The sequence below is a fragment of the Methylobacterium sp. CM6246 genome, from assembly GCF_054818005.1.
This window is the reverse complement of record NZ_JBTXKY010000001.1, coordinates 2,875,169-2,890,798: the sequence shown is the minus strand read 5'-3', so window position 1 is coordinate 2,890,798 and position 15,630 is coordinate 2,875,169. Positions and strand designations below refer to the sequence as shown.

The following is a 15,630-nucleotide window of genomic DNA, read 5'->3' as shown; positions in this document are numbered from 1 at the left end:
GTGCACGCAGGCGCGGTGGTCACACCTCTCCGCGCGCATCCGCGATCAGCTGCGCCAGCCCGGCATCGACCTCCGCGCCGAGCATCTTGCGCTCGGCATCGGTGAGGTCTTTGGCCCAGGCGGTTCCGGCAAAGCCTTCCGCACAGCGCGCCCGCTCGGAGGCGATGTAGGCCTCGGTCTCGGCGGGCTGCGTTTTCATCGCGTGGACGAGGCCGAACCACGCCGCCCGCTCCACCACCGCCAGCCGCGCCCGCAGGCGGATCGCCGCCGCCTTGTCCGGATCGATCCCGTTGTCGCTCATTGTGTTTCTCCCACATCGTTCTCGGCGAGCCGCTCGATCAGGCCCTGGAGCCGGCCCGGGACCGGCTCGGCGGTCGAGCGCGCGTAGAGCACCCGCAGCTGCCGGCCGATCTCGGCGAGGCTCATGGAGCCCTTGGCGATCACCCGGTCGGCCTGGGCGCCGAGGCTCGCCTTCTCGGCGCTGGTGATCTCCTTGGCGGTGAGCACCACCACCGGCACGTCGCCGTCCGGCCGGGCGCGCAGCGCCCGCAGGAAGCCGAACCCGTCCATCTCCGGCATCATCAGGTCGAGCAGGATCAGGCTCGGGCGCGTCTGGCTGACCCGCTCCAGGGCGATCCGTCCGTTCTCAGCCTCGTCTACGGTCCAACCCTCGCGGCCGAGCGACCGGCGCAGGCGCTCGCGGGCATCCGGGTCGTCGTCGACCACGAGGACGCGCGCCTCCCCCGGGCCCTCCGGGCGGTAGCGCTCCATCATGCTCTTCAGCCGGTCCCAGTCGATCGGCTTGACGAAGTAGTCGGTGGCGCCGAGCGCCTGACCGAGCCCCTGCTCGGCCACCACCGAGGTCATGATCACCGGCGTCCCGGCGAGATCGGGATCGCTGCGGACCGCGTGCAGCACCGCCCAGCCGTCCATGCGCGGCATCTCGACATCGAGCAGGATCGCCCGCGGCTTGAGCGCCCGGGCGAGCGTCAGGCCGGCCCGGCCGTCATTGGCGGTGCGGACGTGGAACCCCTCGCGCTCGAGGAAGCGCTGGAGCAGCTCCCGGGCGGCGGGGTCGTCGTCCACCAGCAGGACCGTCTCGTGCTGCTCGTGCGACTCGACCGCCGTCGCCTCGGCCTCGGCGGTGACCTCCTGCGGCTCGTCCTCCGGCTTGAGCACCGCCGGCAGGCGGATCGTGAAGGTCGCGCCCTGCCCTTCCGTGCTGGTCACCGCGATGTCGCCGCCCATGGTCTGGCAGAAGGCCCGGGTGATCGCGAGGCCGAGGCCGGTGCCGCCGAACTGGCGGGTGGTCGAGTCGTCGGCCTGCACGAAGCGCTCGAACAGGCGCGCGATCTGCGCTTCGGACAGGCCGATGCCGGTATCGGTGACCGCGAAGGACAGCCAGTCCGCCGCCTCCTCCCGGTGGTGCCGCACGGTGAGGCGGATCGTCCCCTTCTCGGTGAACTTGGCGGCGTTGCCGATCAGGTTGAGCAGGCACTGGCGGATCTTGGTCTGGTCCTGGTGCATCGACCCGAGGCCGGCCTCGCCTGCCTCATCGCCCACATCGAGGACGAAGCGGTTGCCCTTCTTCTCCACCAGCGAGCCGGTGGAATCGACCACGTCCCGCAGCAGGTCCGAGACGGAAAACGTCTCGGCCGAGGCGGTCATGCGCCCGGCCTCGATCTTCGAGATGTCGAGCACGTCGTTGATCAGCGACAGCAGATGCCGGGCGGCCGCCTCGATCTTGCGCAGGTCCGGCAGCAGGGCGGCCTGGCCGATATCCTCAAGCTCCTCGCCGAGCATCTCGGAATAGCCGATCACCGCCGAGAGCGGCGTGCGCAGCTCGTGGCTCATGTTGGCGATGAACTGGCTTTTCGCCCGGTTGGCCGCCTCTGCGGCCTGGCGCGCCCGCTCGACCTCCTCCTCGGCCTCCTTGCGCTCCGTGACGTCGACGCAGGTGCCGACCCATTCGCGCAAAGTGCCGTCCGCGGCGAGCACGGGCACGCCCCGCACCTCCATGGCCCGCCAGGCGCCGTCGTGCCGGCGCAGGCGGTACTCGACCTCGTAGGGCTTGCGCGCCTCCACGGAGGCGGCCCAGGCATCGGCCGCGTGCGCGCTGTCGTCGGGATGGACCGCGTCGACCCAGCCCCAGCCCTGGTAGGCCTCTTCGGTCTGGCCGGTATAGGTGCTCCACCGGACCTGCGGCGGCATCAGCTCGCCCACCGCGTTGGTGTTCCAGATCACCGCCGCGGAGGCGTCCACCAGCGCCCGGAAGCGCTGCTCGGAATCGCGCAGGCGCTCCTCGACGGCGCGGCGGCGGGAGATGTCGGTGTTGGTGCCGTACCAGCGCAGGATGGTCCCGGCCTCGTCCCGGTGCGGCAGCGCCTTGGACAGGAACCAGCGGTAGATCCCGTCGCGCCCGCGCAGCGGAAACGTGTCCTCCCAGGACTGGCCGAGCAGGATCGCCGCCCGGAAGCGCTCGGTGACGGCATCGACGTGGTCGGGGTGGTGGACGGCGCGCCAGCCCCAGCCGCGCATCTCGTCCAGGGTGCTGCCCGTGTAATCGTACCAGCGTTGGTTGTACCAGACGATGGTCCCGTCGGCCTCGGCGATCCAAGCCAGCTGCGGCAGCGTCTCGGCGAGATTCCTGTAATCGGCATCGGTGACGACGCCTTGGCCGCCCTCGGATTCTCTCATCGGCTCGCCGAAATCCCGTCGCTCGCCCCGCGGGGCGCAGGGTATTCCTTATACACGCATCGGGTCGGGATCCGACCGGACCTCAACCACAGGGTCCACCGGCCGCCGGCCGCGGAGGGCATCGATGCTGTAGAGGGCCAGCGCCAGCCAGATCAGGGCGAACATGGCCGCCCGGTGCGGCTCCACGTGCTCGCCATAGACCAGGACGCTCAGGCCGAGCAGGCAGGTCGGGGCGACGTATTGCAGCAGGCCCAGCGTGGTCAGCCGCAGGCGCACCGCGGCGGCGGCGAACCAGATCAGCGGCAGCGCCGTGGTGAGCCCGGTCAGCATCAGCAGCGTTAGGTTCCTGGGCTCGGCCGGCAGGAACGGCTCGGGCGAGAGCACGAGCCACAGGATCGCGAGCGGCAGGAGCAGCAGCGTCTCGGTCAGGAACCCGACCAGGGCATCGACTCCCACAAACTTCCGCACCAGCCCGTAGAGTGCGAAGCTGACCGCGAGCGACAGCGAGAGGGCCGGTAACTCCCCCGCCCACACTACGGCGACGGCCACGCCCGTCGCCGCGATCGTGACCGCCACGACCTGCAGGGGCCGCAGCCGCTCGCCGAACACCACGCGCCCGAACGCCACGCTCACCAGGGGATTGATGTAGTAGCCGAGGCTCGCGTCGAGCAGGTGTCCGCGGTCGATCGCGTAGAGGTAGAGCAGCCAGTTCACCCCGATCATCGCGGCTGAGACCGCCAGCAGGGCGTGGCGCGGGCGCAGGGGCAGCGGCAGGTTCAGGCGCCGCCGCGCCGCGAGCGCCAGGGCCAGGGCGCCTGCGAACAGGCTCGACCAGACGATCCGCTCGGCCAGGATGTGGTTGGGGCTGAACGCCCCGAGCATGCGGAAATGCACCGGGACCAGCAGGCCCCAGCTCAGATAGGCGGCGAGCGCGTAGACCAGGCCCACATTGTCCTCCCGATCGACCCGAGCGGGCGGACGGTGCTGCGGCTTTACGCCCCGCGTCGCGCCCATGACAGGGGTGCGCGACGCAGAGCTGCTATCCCGGCCGCCATCCCGGGTGGACGCGCGCGGCGCGCCCCCCGGCTCAGGCGGCTCGGATCGTCTCCAGGAACCGGTCGACCTCGCCGCTGAGATGCTCGGACTGGCGCGACAGCTCGGAGGCCGCGTCGAGGACTTGGCCGGCCGCCCGGCCGGTCTCCGCGGCGGCGCCGGCCACGCCGGCGATGTTGCTGGTCACCTCGCCGGTGCCCTGCGCCGCCTGCCCGACGTTGCGCACGATCTCCTGGGTGGCCGCCCCTTGCTCCTCCACCGCGGCCGCAATGGTGGTGGCGACCGCCTCGATCTCCTTGATCCGAGCGGTGATCGCCGCGATCACCGAGACGGCCGCGCCGGTGGATGTCTGGATCTGGCCGATCTGGCCGGCGACCTCCTCGGTGGCCCGGGCGGTCTGGTTGGCCAGCTCCTTCACCTCGGCCGCCACCACGGCGAAGCCGCGCCCGGCCTCGCCGGCGCGCGCGGCCTCGATCGTGGCGTTGAGGGCGAGCAGGTTGGTCTGGGCCGCGATGTCGGTGATCAGCCGGACCACGTCACCGATTTTGGCGGCGGCGGCGCTCAGCTCCTGCACCAGCGTCGCGGTCTGGTCTGCCTCGGACACGGCGCCCTGAGCGAGCTTGGCGGATCCGTCCACCTGCCGGCTGATCTCCTGGACCGACGAGCCCAGCTCCTCGGCCGCGCTCGCCACCGTGTTGACGTTGGAGGCGGCCTCCTCGGCGGCGGCCGCCACGGCGGTGGATTGGCTGGCGGTCTGGGTCGCGGTGGCGGTCATGGCCTGCGCGGTGGCCTGCAGCTCGGTGGCCGAGGACGAGACTTGGCCGATGATCCGGCCGACCGTGCCCTGGAAGCCGTCGGCCAATTCCAGCATCGCCTGGCGGCGCGCCTCGGCGGCGGCCTCGTCCGCCATCCGCCGGATCTCGGCCTGCTCGGCGGCCTTCTGGGCGACGAGCGCCTTGATGCCCTCCACGGCGCGGCCGATCAGGCCGATCTCGTCGCCGCGCCGCGCCTCCGGGATCTCGGCCCCGATCTCGCCGTCCGCCATGCGCCGCAGCACATCCGTCAGCCGGCGGATCGGGCGCGTCACGCCGTAGATCACGACCAGGCCGCCCCCGACGATGCCCGTGGCGATACCGATGAGCGACACGGTCAGCAGCAGGGAGCGGGTCGCGTTGGTCTCGACGGTGAGGTCGTCCGACCGCTTCTGGACCGAGACATCCATGTCGTCCACGAGGGTGCGGGCGGCCTCGGTCAGGTCCGCCCGGATCGGTTCGGCCGTCCGGTGTGCGAGCACCAGGGCCTCGCTGCCCTGGCCCTTGTCGGCGAGGCTGCGCATGTCCCCAACGGTCCGGGCGTAGAGGTCGAATTGCGTAGCGATCCGGTCGATCCGCTCCCGGAAGGCGGGTGCGTCGCGACGGGCGTCTTCGACCAACTTCGCGGCTTCGGCCACGAGGCCCTCGAGGCCCATGCCGACCCGGGTCCCGTCCGCCGTGCCGGCTTCTGCCGCGCTGCGGAAGGCCACGTAGCTCAGCTGCGCGACGACGCGGTTCAATCGCGCCACCCGGACGACCGCCTTCGATTCCTTGTCGAGCAGGATCGTGTAGGCGACGTCGATTCCGGCGACGTTCTGTGATGTGTACCAAGCTGATCCGAAGAAGAGTATACTCATCAACGCAATGACAGAAAAGAGCTTCGTGGGAATATTGATCTTGGCTATCAGTTCCATGGAAGCCTCTGCTTGGCGCGATGGCGAACGTGCCCGAGAGATCTGTGTGGATTAATGTGGATGGCGGCAAGATGGATTGTTGCCGATCGATGTCTACGCTGCCCGTTCCGAGAGAACAGAAACGGCATTGTCTCGATCGAGCGACGCTATGAAATCTTATTATTTAGCGAGGCTGGCGTTTGAATGAAGAAAGAACGTTATTTTAATGCTGTTTGCGCGATCCGAATGCCGTCATTCCGCGGTGTGAAGCTTACGGGGCGATCCAGCTGCCGGTCCAGTCACCCTGGCCCCGGGTCCAGGCGGCCCGGCGATGGCCGCGGCGGTCAAGGTAGAGGAAGTCGAGGCGCGCGGCCCGTACCCTGACGACGGCGAAATGCGGCCGGCCGAGGGTCGCCGCCGCCGTCTCGTCGGGCAGCGTGTAGGCGTCCCCCGTGGGCAGCGCCGTGCCCGGAGCGGGGGCGGCGCCGTAGCAGACCCGGCTCATCGCCCGGGAGCCGGCCCAGGCTTCCTCCGCCACGGCATCGTCCGTGTGGAGCGTCGCCCGGCCCTCGATCCGGATCTGGATCTTGGCCGCCGCGTCGTAGGCGGAGAGTGCGCAGGCCGGGTGCGCCAGGATCTCGGCGGCCTTGTCGGAGCGGCGGTCGCAATGGAACCGCAGGATGCCGGATCTCGCGTCGGCGGCGCGCAGCACCACCGTGCGCAGGCGGGGGCCTTCGGGTCCGAGCGTCGCCAGGGCCGGCAGGTGGAAGCCGCTCCGGCCCTGCGCGGCGCCCTCGTCCAAGAGCCGCCACAGCTCGGCGAAGCTGGCGTCGAGGTCGTCGTAGAAGGCCGGCACGGGAGCGCGGGTCATGCCGGGTCGCTCCGACGTCGCCGCTGCTCGCGAAAAATCAGCGCCAGGTTGCGCAGGTAGATGCCGGTGGACAGGCCCTGGCCGATGATGATCACCGGTTCCCGGCGCACGAATCCGTAGACCAGGGTCATCAGCCCGCCCAGGATCGACAGGAACCAGAACGAGAGCGGCATCACGCTCCGGCCGGCGCGCTCGCTGGCGATCCATTGCAGGATGAAGCGGGAGCCGAACACCAGCTGAGCGATGATGCCGAACACCACCCAGAAGTCGAGCCGGGTGACGAACACGTCGTAGAAATAGTCCGGCAGATCGCGCGCGAGCTGGATCAGCATCCGACATCCTGGTCTGCGGGCATGGCGGTGTCGGAGGCGGTGTCGGCGGCGGCGATCTCGGCGGGCTGCGGGTCGGCGCGCTTGCGTCGGATCAGCCACCAGACCCCGGCGAGGTCGAGGAGCCCGACCCAGAGCCGGTCGAACAGGCCGTAATTCGAGACGCCGGTGAGCCGCGGCCGGTCGATCACGTCGTGGTGGACCACCGAAAACCCTTCGCGCACCATCAGGGCCGGCATGAACCGGTGCAGGGCGTCGAAATAGGGCAGCCGGAGGTACACGGCCCGGCGGAAGACCTTCAGGCCGCAGCCGGTATCCCGGGTGGCGTCCTTGAGGATGCGCCCGCGCACGCCGTTGGCGATGCGCGATTGCAGCATCTTGAAGCGCCCATCCTTGCGTCCGCGCCGCTGGCCCTGGGCGAGCCCGGCCTGCGCGCCGCCCGCCTCCAGGGCGGCCAGCAGGGCCGGGATGAAGGCCGGGTCGTTCTGGCCGTCGCCGTCGAGGGTCGCGACGACCGGCGCCCGCGCGGCCAGGACGCCGCTGCGCACCGCCGCGGACTGGCCGCCACCGCGTGCATGCCGTACCACCCGCATCCACGGCCGGCCGGCGCGGGCCGCCGCCAGGGCCGCCGGCGTGCCGTCGGTGGAGCCGTCGTCGACGTAGATCAGCTCGAAGCCGAGCGGCGTGCAGGCGGCCTCGATCTCGGCCACCAGGGGGGCGATGTTGCCGGCCTCGTTCTTGACCGGCACGACGACGCTGAGGTTCGGCGCGCCGGTCACGGGGCCACCCCGTAGGCGGTCACGAAGACCCGCCGGCCGGTGTTGAGGTTGAAGCCCTCGACCTCGGCGAGCGGCGCGGGCGCGCCCCGCGCCACCGGCCAGGCGGCGTTGAAGTCGTCGCGTTCCCGGGCTTCCACGAACAGCAGCCGGCAGCCGCCCGCCTCCAGGAATTGTCTGGCGGCGGCGCCGTCCGGCGGGAGGGCGAGATCCGTGCCGGCCAGGAACACCAGGCTCGGCTCCCGGTAGCCGAGGCTCGCGACCTGCGGGTTCGCGCAGCCCACGCGGTCGCGCAGGGCGGCGAGCCGCGGCGAGACCTTCAGGGCCGGCAGCGAGCGTTGCGCCACGCCGAGTACCGCCGGCCCGAGCAGGCAGGAAGCGAGTACCCCGAGCACGAGGGCGCGCTCGGGCCTGCCGCCCGCGAAGGCCATCCAGGCCAGGACTGCCACCGCGCAGGCGGCGGCGAGCAGCGGCAGCGCGGCCCAGGGGAGCGTGTGGCTGTCCAGGCGCCAGCCGGCCAGGCACAGACCGAGCGTCAGACCCACAGGAATCGCCGGCACGAGCAGGGCGGTCGCCCGCGCCCCGCGCAGACGCGGGTCGAGCGCACCGCGGGACAGGGCCAGGGCGGTGAGGATGGCGAGCCACGGCATCAGCGGCAGGACGTAGTGGGGCAGCTTGGTCGGCACCGCCTCGAAGATCAGCCAGGCCGGCAGCACGGAAGCGATCAGGAACGCGAAGGCCGGCTCGCGCCGGGCGCGCCAAGCCAGCGGCAGGCTCATCGCCGCGAAGGCCGCGCCGGGCCAGAAGGTCGCGAAGAACGCCAGCGCGTAGGCCCCGGGCGGGGCCCAGTGCCGCTCGGCCCCGCCGCCGACCTTGGCCAGCATGTCGTGCCCTACCGCCTCAGCATAGAAGGTGCCGCCGCTCTTCCAGGCGATCGCCGCGAACCAGGGGGCCACCAGCAGCAGCGTGAGCGCCAGCCCCGCCCACGGCTTCAGCGCCAGGAGCCAGCGACCCGAGCGCGCCACCACCGACAGGATCAGGGCCGGCAGCACCACGAACAGCGGCACCATCGGGCCCTTGATCAGGATGCCGAGCGCCATCCCGAGCCAGAAGGCGGGGAAGACGGCACGACCCAAGGGTTTGCCGGCCCGGTACGCCAGCCATACCCGCGCGAGCGCCCCCAGGCTCGCGGTGGCGCAGGCGGCGAGCAGCGCGTCGGTCTTGGCCAGATGCGCCTCGGCCGAGAGCATCAGCCCGGCGCCGTACAGGACGGCCGCCAGCAGCGCGAGGCGGCGGGGCAGGAAGGCGAGCGCGGCCCAGTAGGCGAGCAGCACCGAGGCGGTCGCGCCGATCAGCGACGGGATGCGATAGAGGGCGATCTGCCGGCGCGCGTCGGGCACGCCGAGCGCCTCGCCCGCCGCCACCGCGGCGGCCTGCGCCCAATAGATTCCGACCGGCTTCTTGTGCCGGGCCTCGCCCTGGAAGCGGATGTCGACGAAGTCGCCGCTCTCCAGCATCTGCTTCGAGGCCTGGGCGAAGCGCGGCTCGTCCCGGTCCATCGGCTGCAGGGAGATCTGCCCGGGCAGGAACAGCAGCAGGCAGAGCGCCAGCAGGGCGGCCGCGGCGCGGGCATGGGTCAGGCTCAGCGCGTCGAGCCCGCGGCCGATCCGATCGACAGGTGCGCGGCGCGGAATGCCGTCGGCGGAGAGGCTCGTGGTCATGCCCGGCCGGTCAATCAGGATCGGACGGGAAGGTCAAATGCCCCGTCATTCCGCCGTCATCGCGCGCGGTGACGGCGGACCGTCAGGACGCGGCCCGCAGGCGCGCGAAGCCGGCGTCGAGATCGGCCTGGAGGTCGGAGATGTCCTCCAGCCCGATATGGAAGCGCAGGGCCGGGCCGCCGGGCGCCCACTGTGTCGCCGTCCGGTAGCCGGCGCAGTCGAACGGGATCACCAGGCTCTCGAAGCCGCCCCACGAGAAGCCCATCCCGAACAGCTCCAGCCCGTCCAGCATCGCGGCGACCGCCGCCTCGGGCACGGGCTTGAGGATCACCCCGAACAGCCCGGAAGCGCCGGAGAAGTCGCGCTTCCAGATCGCGTGGCCGGGATCCTCCGGCAGCCCCGGATGCAGCACCCGCAGCACCTCCGGCCGCGCCTGGAACCACCGGGCCATCTCGAGCCCGGCCCGGCCGTGCTCGCGCAGGCGCAGCGCCATGGTGCGCATACCCCGGAGCGCCAGGAAGATGTCCTCGGCGCCGGCGCAGGGGGCGAGGTGATCGAAGGTGCGCCGTACCGCCGGGTAATACGCGGCGTTGGCGGAGGTCAGGCCGATCAGCAGGTCCGAGCCACCGCTGAGATACTTGGTGCCGGCCTCGACCGCGATGTCGACCCCGCGTTCATGGGGCGGGAACAGCAGCGGCGTCGCCCAGGTGTTGTCCATGATCACGCAGGCGCTTCGCGCATGTGCGACCTCGGCGATGGCCGGGATGTCCTGCATCTCGAAGCTCTGGGAGCCCGGCGCCTCGACCAGCACCGCCTTGGTGTTCGGTTGCATCAGCTCCGCGATGCCGGCTCCCACGGTCGGATCGTAATAGGTGACCGCGACGCCGAACCGGGCCAGGACGCCGTCGCAGAACTGCCGGGTCGGCCGGTAGGCGGAATCGGTGACGAGGAGATGGTCGCCGGCCGAGACCGCGGCCATCAACGCGATGGTGAGGGCCGACAATCCCGAGGGCGTCACCACGGTGCCGGCGGCGCCGGCAAGCTCCGTCCAGGCATCGGTGAGCGAATCCATCGTGGGCGTCGCCGAGGTGCCGTAATTGTAGCGCCCGCGCCGGTTCTTGATCGCGTCGTAGGTCGGATAGAGCACGGTCGAGCCGCGATAGATCGGCGTGTTGACGAAGCCGTGCTGCGCGCCCGGATCGCGGCCCGCATGGACGAGGCGCGTCGCAGCCCCGTACTTGTCCTTGGATTCGGGCTTGGGCGTCAGGGACATTGTGGCTCTGGGATCGCGTTGCGCTGCGACACACGAAGCCCGCGGGCTTGGGCGAGGTCAAGCGTGGCGCCGCTAGAGGGGCGGACGCACGACCTCCAGATTGACCCCATGAGCCTAGGGCGATATCAGTTCGTGATATCTCGTGCGCCGAGATCGGGCGCGAAATGAACAGCCGGCATGCGCGTACTTTGCGCGCCATCTACAAGGATCCGGTGCCGGCCTCGATCGAATGGCACGCCATCGAGAGCTTGCTGCTGGCAGTCGGATGTCGGCTTATTGAAGGGACCGGGTCACGGGTGCGTTTCGCGTACAGAGGCGTCGTGGCTGCTTTCCATCGGCCGCATCCGGCCAACGAGGCCGCGCGCTATCAGGTGCGCGCCACACGCGAGTTTCTCATCAAAATCGGTGTCACACCGGGAGAGTCGCCGTGAACACGATGACCTATCAGGGCTTTCGTGCCCGCGTCGCGTTTGACGAGGAGGATGAGCTTTTCGTCGGCCAAATCGCTGGCATCAACGATGTGATCAGCTTTCACGCGGACACCGTGCCCGAGCTGAAGGCCGCGTTTCATGAGGCGGTGGACGACTACACCGCGGCGTGCCGAGCGATCGGAAAGGAGCCGGAAAAGGCTTATTCCGGCAAGCTGATGCTCCGGATTGACCCGAAAATCCATGCCCAGGCAGCCCGCGCGGCGGAACTCGCCGGAACGAGCCTCAATCAATGGGCCGAAGATGTCCTGCGTCGGGCGGGCTCAAACCTCATGCGGTCCGTGACCGAGGAGGCCTGAACCGCCTAACGCCGACCCGGCCCCATCGCTCACGGCGTCTCGGGCGGATCGGAGACCACCGCCTCCTCGTAAGCTTGCATCCAGGCGGCATGCTCTTCCGAGCCGTCCGGATAGGGACATTCGCTTGCCGGCTTGCCGTACAGGCGGGCGTTGCGCCCCTGAATGAACGCGCTGTCGCTGGCGGTGGCCTGGACGTTGGTCAATATCGCCTCCCGAACATTGGCACCCATCCCGACGATTTGGGGTGGGCTTCGTTAACGGGCCGGCGGGTAATCTGTTGCCGTCTCCAGTCGCGTTCCGGGTCGTCTGCGTGCGTATCCTGCGTTCCCTTTTCGGCGGCGTCCTCGTGCTGGTCTCGACGGCGATCGTCGCCTTCGTCAGCGCCGACCGGCTCGCCCACCTGGCGCCGCCGGCCGTGGTGCGCGCCGCCCAAGCCGAGCCCTCGGCCACCGGGTCGCTTCCAGCGCCGGTCAAGGCCGTGCCGACGCCCAAGGCGGCCGTGCCCAGCATCCCGAACGGGTTCGATACCGAGCGGCTCAACGCCCTGATGCGCGGCGACCCGATCCTGCCGCGCCGCTGAGCGGACGGGGCTCGTCACGGGGTCCCGCCAGGCGGCTCGTACGCCGGCCCCCTACCGGGCGGTGCGGAAAACCTGCAGGTCGAGGTCGCGGACCTTCTTGCGCAGGGTGTTGCGGTTGACCCCCAGCAGTTCCGCCGCGCGGATCTGGTTGCCCCGCGTGGCAGCGAGCGCCGCGCCGATCAGCGGGCCTTCGATCTCCCGCAGGATCCTGTGATAGAGCCCGGGCGGCGGCAGCGTGTCCCGGTAGCCGGAGAAGTAGTCCGACAGGTGGCGCTCCACCGCGCTGGACAGGGTCTCTGATTCGCCGTTGGCCTTGCGGGCGCTGCCGTTGGCGGAGGCCGGGGCGGCGAGCGGCAGGGTATCGAGCTCGGCCTCGATCACCGGGCCGGTGATCGTCTCCTGCGGGTACAGGGCGGCGAGCCGGCGAACCAGATTCTCCAACTCGCGGACGTTGCCGGGCCAGCGGTACCGCTTGAGCCGCTCCATGGCGTCGCCGTCGAGCGACTTGCGGGTCAGGCCCTCGCGCTCGACCAGCACGAAGAAGTGCCGGATCAGGTCCGGTACGTCCTCGGACCGCTCGCGCAGGGCCGGCAGCCGCAGCGGCACGACGTTCAGCCGGAAGAACAGGTCTTCGCGGAAGATCCCCTGCTGGATCGAGATCCGCAGGTCCTTGTTGGTCGCCGCGATGATCCGGACGTTGGTCTTGATCGGAACGCGGCCGCCGACCGTGGTGTACTCGCCCTGCTGCAGCACGCGCAGGAGCCGGGTCTGGGCCTCCATCGGCATGTCGCCGATCTCGTCGAGGAACAGGGTGCCGCCCTCGGCCTGTTCGAACCGGCCGGCGGAGCGCTGGAGCGCGCCCGTGAAGGCGCCCTTCTCGTGGCCGAACAGCTCGGATTCGATCAGGTCGCGCGGGATCGCGGCCATGTTGACCGGCACGAACGGGCCGGTGCGGCGGCGGCCGTAATCGTGCAGCGCCCGGGCGACCAGCTCCTTGCCGGTACCGGACTCTCCGGTGATCATCACGGTGAGGTCGGTGGGCATCAGCCGGGCGAGCGCCCGGTAGATCTCCTGCATGGCGGGCGAGCGCCCGACCAGCGGGATGTCCTCGTTGTCGGGCGGCGCGCCGGCCGCGGGCGCCCCGCGGGGACGCGACAACGCGCGGCCCACGATGGCGATAAGCTCCTTCAGGTCGAAGGGTTTCGGCAGGTACTCGTAGGCCCCGCGCTCGGAGGCGCGGATCGCCGTCATGAAGGTGTTCTGCGCGCTCATGACGATGATCGGCAGTTCCGGCCGCACCCGCTTGATGCGGGGCAGCAGGTCGAACACGTTCTCGTCGGGCATCACCACGTCGGTGATGACGAGGTCGCCCTCGCCCTGCGCGACCCAGCGCCAGAGGGTTGCGCAATTGCCCGTCGAGCGGACTTCGTAGCCCGCCCGGGATAGTGCCTGGTTCAGCACCGTGCGGATGGCGGCGTCGTCGTCGGCGACGATGATGTGGCCGTTCGGCATGACTCTCTACTCAGACGTCCGGCCGGGCGGCCGAAACACAAGACGATTTCAAGGGTCGACCGACGATTCACGCCCGTCGCGGGCGCTCGACATCGGCAGAAGAATGCGGAACGTCGTGCGGCGGGGGGCGGGATCGCACTCGACGATGCCGCCGTGGTCGCCCACGATCTTGGCGACCAATGCAAGTCCGAGGCCGGAGCCCTGTGACTTGGTGGTCACGAAGGGGTCGAACAGGTCCGGCAGCAGGTCGGCCGAGATGCCCGGGCCGTTGTCGCGGATCGCGACCTCGATCGGCAGGCTGACCCGCTCGCGCGAGCCCGGCACCTGCAGGCGCAGGCCGGTGCGGAACGCGGTGGACAGGGTGATCTCGCCCTCGACCGCATCCGGGCCGATCGCCTCGGCGGCGTTCTTCACGAGGTTCAGGATCACCTGGATCAACTGGTCGCGGCTTCCGAGCACCGGCGGCAGCGACGGATCGTAGGTCTCGACGAAGCGGATATGGCGCGCGAACCCGCTCTGGGCCGAGCGCTTCACCTGGTCGAGCACCCCGTGGACGTTGACCGCGCCGCGATCGGCCGGGCGCTCGTCACCGAACAGCTCCATCCGCTCTACGATCCGCACGATCCGGTCGGATTCGTCGCAGATCAACCGGGTGAGCATCCGGTCCTCCTCGGCGCCGGTGCCCTCCAGGAGCTGCGCGGCGCCGCGGATGCCGGCGAGCGGGTTCTTGATCTCGTGGGCCAGCATCGCACCGAGCGCCACCATCGAGCGGGCGGCGCCGCGATGGGTGAGCTGGCGGTTCATCTTGTCCGCGATGGTGCGCTCCTGGAGCATCATCACCACGGCGTCGTCGTCGTCGGCGAGCGGCGTGGCGAACACGTCGACGCTACGCTCCAGACCGAGGCGGGGCTGGGTCAGCTCGACCCGGTACTCGCTGACGCTGGCCCGGCGGCGCCGGACGTCGGCCACGAGCGCGATGATCGGCGACGCGAACGGGATGATGTCGCGCAGGCGACGCCGCTGCATCAGGCGCGCGGAATAGTCGAAGAACGCCTCCGCGGCGTGGTTGCAGTGGAGGATCCGCTCGTCGCCCCCGATGGTCAGGACCGGCAGCGGCAGGGCGTTGAGCACGGCCTCCCCGGACGTGGCGCGCCGGCCGCCGGGCTCCTGCGGAAAGGCGTCCTCGGTCACGCGGCCTCCCGGATGGTCTCGGACGCCCCGAAGGCGCGCGCCAGAAGGGCCAGCGCCACCTCGGGATCGGTGGTGGTGAGGAGGGCGGCGCGCTCGGCCGGCTCCAGCGCCCCGCCGGTCTCGGCATAGGCGGCGAGGTGCTTGCGGGCGTGGCGCACGCCCATATGGCGGCCGTAGAGCGACAGCAGCCCGGCGTAATGCGCGGCCGCCATCCCGGCCTGCTCGGCCCGAGACGGCGGATCCGTCGGCCGGCCGGCCAGCGCCGCCGCGACCTGCCCGACCAGCCAGGGCCGCCCTGTGGCCGCGCGCCCGATCATCACCCCGGCGGCGCCGGAGGCGGCCAGGCACGCCCGGGCGCTGGCGAGGTCGACCACGTCGCCGTTAGCGATCACCGGGATCGACACCGCCTCGACCACGGGGCGGATCGCGGCCCAGTCGGCCACGCCTTTGTAGAATTGCTGCCGGGTCCGCCCGTGGACCGTGACGGCGTTGAGCCCGAGCCGCTCGGCCCGGGTCGCCAGATCGACGGCGTTGCGGGTCGCGTCGTCCCAGCCGAGCCGCATCTTAACGGTGACCGGCACCGACACCGCGCCGCGCACGGCCGCGAGCAGCCGTTCGGCATGGTCGAGATCGCGCATCAGGGCCGAGCCCGACGCGATTCCGGTGACGATCTTGGCCGGGCAACCCATGTTGACGTCGATCACGTCGGCGCCACCGGCCTCCGCGAGGCGTGCGGCCTCGGCCATGGGCTCCGCCTCGCAGCCGGCCAACTGGACCACGTGCAGGTCGACCCCGGAGCCGTCGGCCCGCAGGGTCGCCTCGCCGGCGCCGCGGGTGAACTCCCGTGCCGCCACCATTTCGGACACCACCGCGTCGGCGCCGCAGCGCCGGGCGATCCGACGCATGTGCAGGTCGGTGACCCCGGACAGGGGCGCGAGCAGGCAGAGCGGGGCGGGGGATTTCTCCCCGCCACCCGGACGTCCACGGCGCAGCGCGCTTAAATAATGATCAGTCGCCATTCTGCACAACAATGAGGCAAGGGCGATCCGCTGGCAAGCGGATACCGCGCGTTGATTTCGAGCCCTCCCCCGCTTAAACGACGGGCACCCTCACCGGCAGAGGTTCGGCAGCACGG

16 protein-coding genes are annotated in these 15,630 nt (G+C 70.7%); 3 read left to right on the top strand and 13 right to left on the bottom strand.

All coding sequences use genetic code 11. The annotated features are described in order from the left end of the window. Positions 1 to 19: 19 nt before the first annotated feature. From ACYQPG_RS14240 to metC, 9 genes are all read right to left on the bottom strand, one after another. Complete coding sequence (locus tag ACYQPG_RS14240) at positions 20 to 301, bottom strand: hypothetical protein (protein WP_147856614.1); 282 nt, start codon at positions 299 to 301, stop codon at positions 20 to 22. Then, positions 298 to 2,697, bottom strand: a complete 2,400-nt coding sequence (locus ACYQPG_RS14235; protein WP_147909211.1) for a response regulator — start codon at positions 2,695 to 2,697, stop codon at positions 298 to 300. Before ACYQPG_RS14235 ends, ACYQPG_RS14240 begins: the two co-directional genes overlap by 4 nt. A 48-nt stretch (positions 2,698 to 2,745) precedes the next feature. Beyond that, positions 2,746 to 3,645 (bottom strand): EamA family transporter RarD, encoded by a 900-nt coding sequence (gene rarD, locus ACYQPG_RS14230; RefSeq protein ID WP_147939558.1) that lies wholly within the window; start codon positions 3,643 to 3,645, stop codon positions 2,746 to 2,748. A gap of 139 nt (positions 3,646 to 3,784) precedes the next feature. Then, on the bottom strand, positions 3,785 to 5,419 hold the full coding sequence (locus tag ACYQPG_RS14225; protein WP_419829668.1) for a methyl-accepting chemotaxis protein: 1,635 nt from the start codon (positions 5,417 to 5,419) through the stop codon (positions 3,785 to 3,787). 307 nt (positions 5,420 to 5,726) lie between these two features. Then, positions 5,727 to 6,326, bottom strand: a complete 600-nt coding sequence (locus ACYQPG_RS14220; protein WP_147909208.1) for a pyridoxamine 5'-phosphate oxidase family protein — start codon at positions 6,324 to 6,326, stop codon at positions 5,727 to 5,729. Beyond that, a complete protein-coding gene (locus tag ACYQPG_RS14215) occupies positions 6,323 to 6,658 on the bottom strand; it encodes a lipid-A-disaccharide synthase N-terminal domain-containing protein (RefSeq protein ID WP_147909207.1) in 336 nt (111 codons plus the stop codon). The genes ACYQPG_RS14220 and ACYQPG_RS14215 overlap by 4 nt, the downstream gene beginning before the upstream one ends. Then, complete coding sequence (locus ACYQPG_RS14210; RefSeq protein WP_419829667.1) at positions 6,652 to 7,434, bottom strand: glycosyltransferase family 2 protein; 783 nt, start codon at positions 7,432 to 7,434, stop codon at positions 6,652 to 6,654. The genes ACYQPG_RS14215 and ACYQPG_RS14210 overlap by 7 nt, the downstream gene beginning before the upstream one ends. After that, entirely contained in the window at positions 7,431 to 9,152 is a 1,722-nt protein-coding gene (locus ACYQPG_RS14205; RefSeq protein ID WP_419829666.1) for an ArnT family glycosyltransferase, read from the bottom strand. Before ACYQPG_RS14205 ends, ACYQPG_RS14210 begins: the two co-directional genes overlap by 4 nt. An 82-nt stretch (positions 9,153 to 9,234) precedes the next feature. Next, entirely contained in the window at positions 9,235 to 10,425 is a 1,191-nt protein-coding gene (metC, locus tag ACYQPG_RS14200; RefSeq protein ID WP_419829665.1) for a cystathionine beta-lyase, read from the bottom strand. 164 nt (positions 10,426 to 10,589) lie between these two features. Between metC and ACYQPG_RS14195 the strand changes: the two genes are divergently transcribed. Both ACYQPG_RS14195 and ACYQPG_RS14190 read left to right on the top strand, forming a co-directional pair. After that, positions 10,590 to 10,856: a type II toxin-antitoxin system HicA family toxin gene (locus ACYQPG_RS14195; protein ID WP_147909203.1), complete on the top strand. Its 267-nt coding sequence runs from the start codon at positions 10,590 to 10,592 to the stop codon at positions 10,854 to 10,856. Continuing rightward, a complete protein-coding gene (locus ACYQPG_RS14190; RefSeq protein WP_147909202.1) occupies positions 10,853 to 11,212 on the top strand; it encodes a type II toxin-antitoxin system HicB family antitoxin in 360 nt (119 codons plus the stop codon). The genes ACYQPG_RS14195 and ACYQPG_RS14190 overlap by 4 nt, the downstream gene beginning before the upstream one ends. 29 nt (positions 11,213 to 11,241) lie before the next feature. Here ACYQPG_RS14190 and ACYQPG_RS14185 read toward each other — a convergent pair whose 3' ends face one another. Then, positions 11,242 to 11,415, bottom strand: a complete 174-nt coding sequence (locus ACYQPG_RS14185) for a ribosome modulation factor (protein WP_187193593.1) — start codon at positions 11,413 to 11,415, stop codon at positions 11,242 to 11,244. A gap of 74 nt (positions 11,416 to 11,489) precedes the next feature. Here ACYQPG_RS14185 and ACYQPG_RS14180 point away from each other — a divergent pair, with 74 nt between their 5' ends. Further along, positions 11,490 to 11,792, top strand: coding sequence for a hypothetical protein (locus tag ACYQPG_RS14180; RefSeq protein ID WP_246692262.1), 303 nt, complete (start codon positions 11,490 to 11,492; stop codon positions 11,790 to 11,792). A 51-nt stretch (positions 11,793 to 11,843) separates the two neighbouring features. On the opposite strand, the gene ntrC is transcribed toward ACYQPG_RS14180, so the two are convergent. Genes ntrC through dusB form a run of 3 tightly spaced genes read right to left on the bottom strand, consistent with a single transcriptional unit; the run spans position 11,844 to position 15,514 of the window. Continuing rightward, positions 11,844 to 13,304 (bottom strand): nitrogen regulation protein NR(I), encoded by a 1,461-nt coding sequence (gene ntrC, locus ACYQPG_RS14175; RefSeq protein ID WP_147909200.1) that lies wholly within the window; start codon positions 13,302 to 13,304, stop codon positions 11,844 to 11,846. Positions 13,305 to 13,352: 48 nt separating this feature from the next. Continuing rightward, the gene (locus tag ACYQPG_RS14170; RefSeq protein ID WP_147909199.1) at positions 13,353 to 14,495 is read right to left on the bottom strand and encodes a two-component system sensor histidine kinase NtrB; all 1,143 of its coding nucleotides are present in this window, start codon (positions 14,493 to 14,495) and stop codon (positions 13,353 to 13,355) included. Next, the gene (dusB, locus tag ACYQPG_RS14165; protein WP_461231156.1) at positions 14,492 to 15,514 is read right to left on the bottom strand and encodes a tRNA dihydrouridine synthase DusB; all 1,023 of its coding nucleotides are present in this window, start codon (positions 15,512 to 15,514) and stop codon (positions 14,492 to 14,494) included. Before dusB ends, ACYQPG_RS14170 begins: the two co-directional genes overlap by 4 nt. Between the last annotated feature and the right edge of the window lie 116 nt (positions 15,515 to 15,630).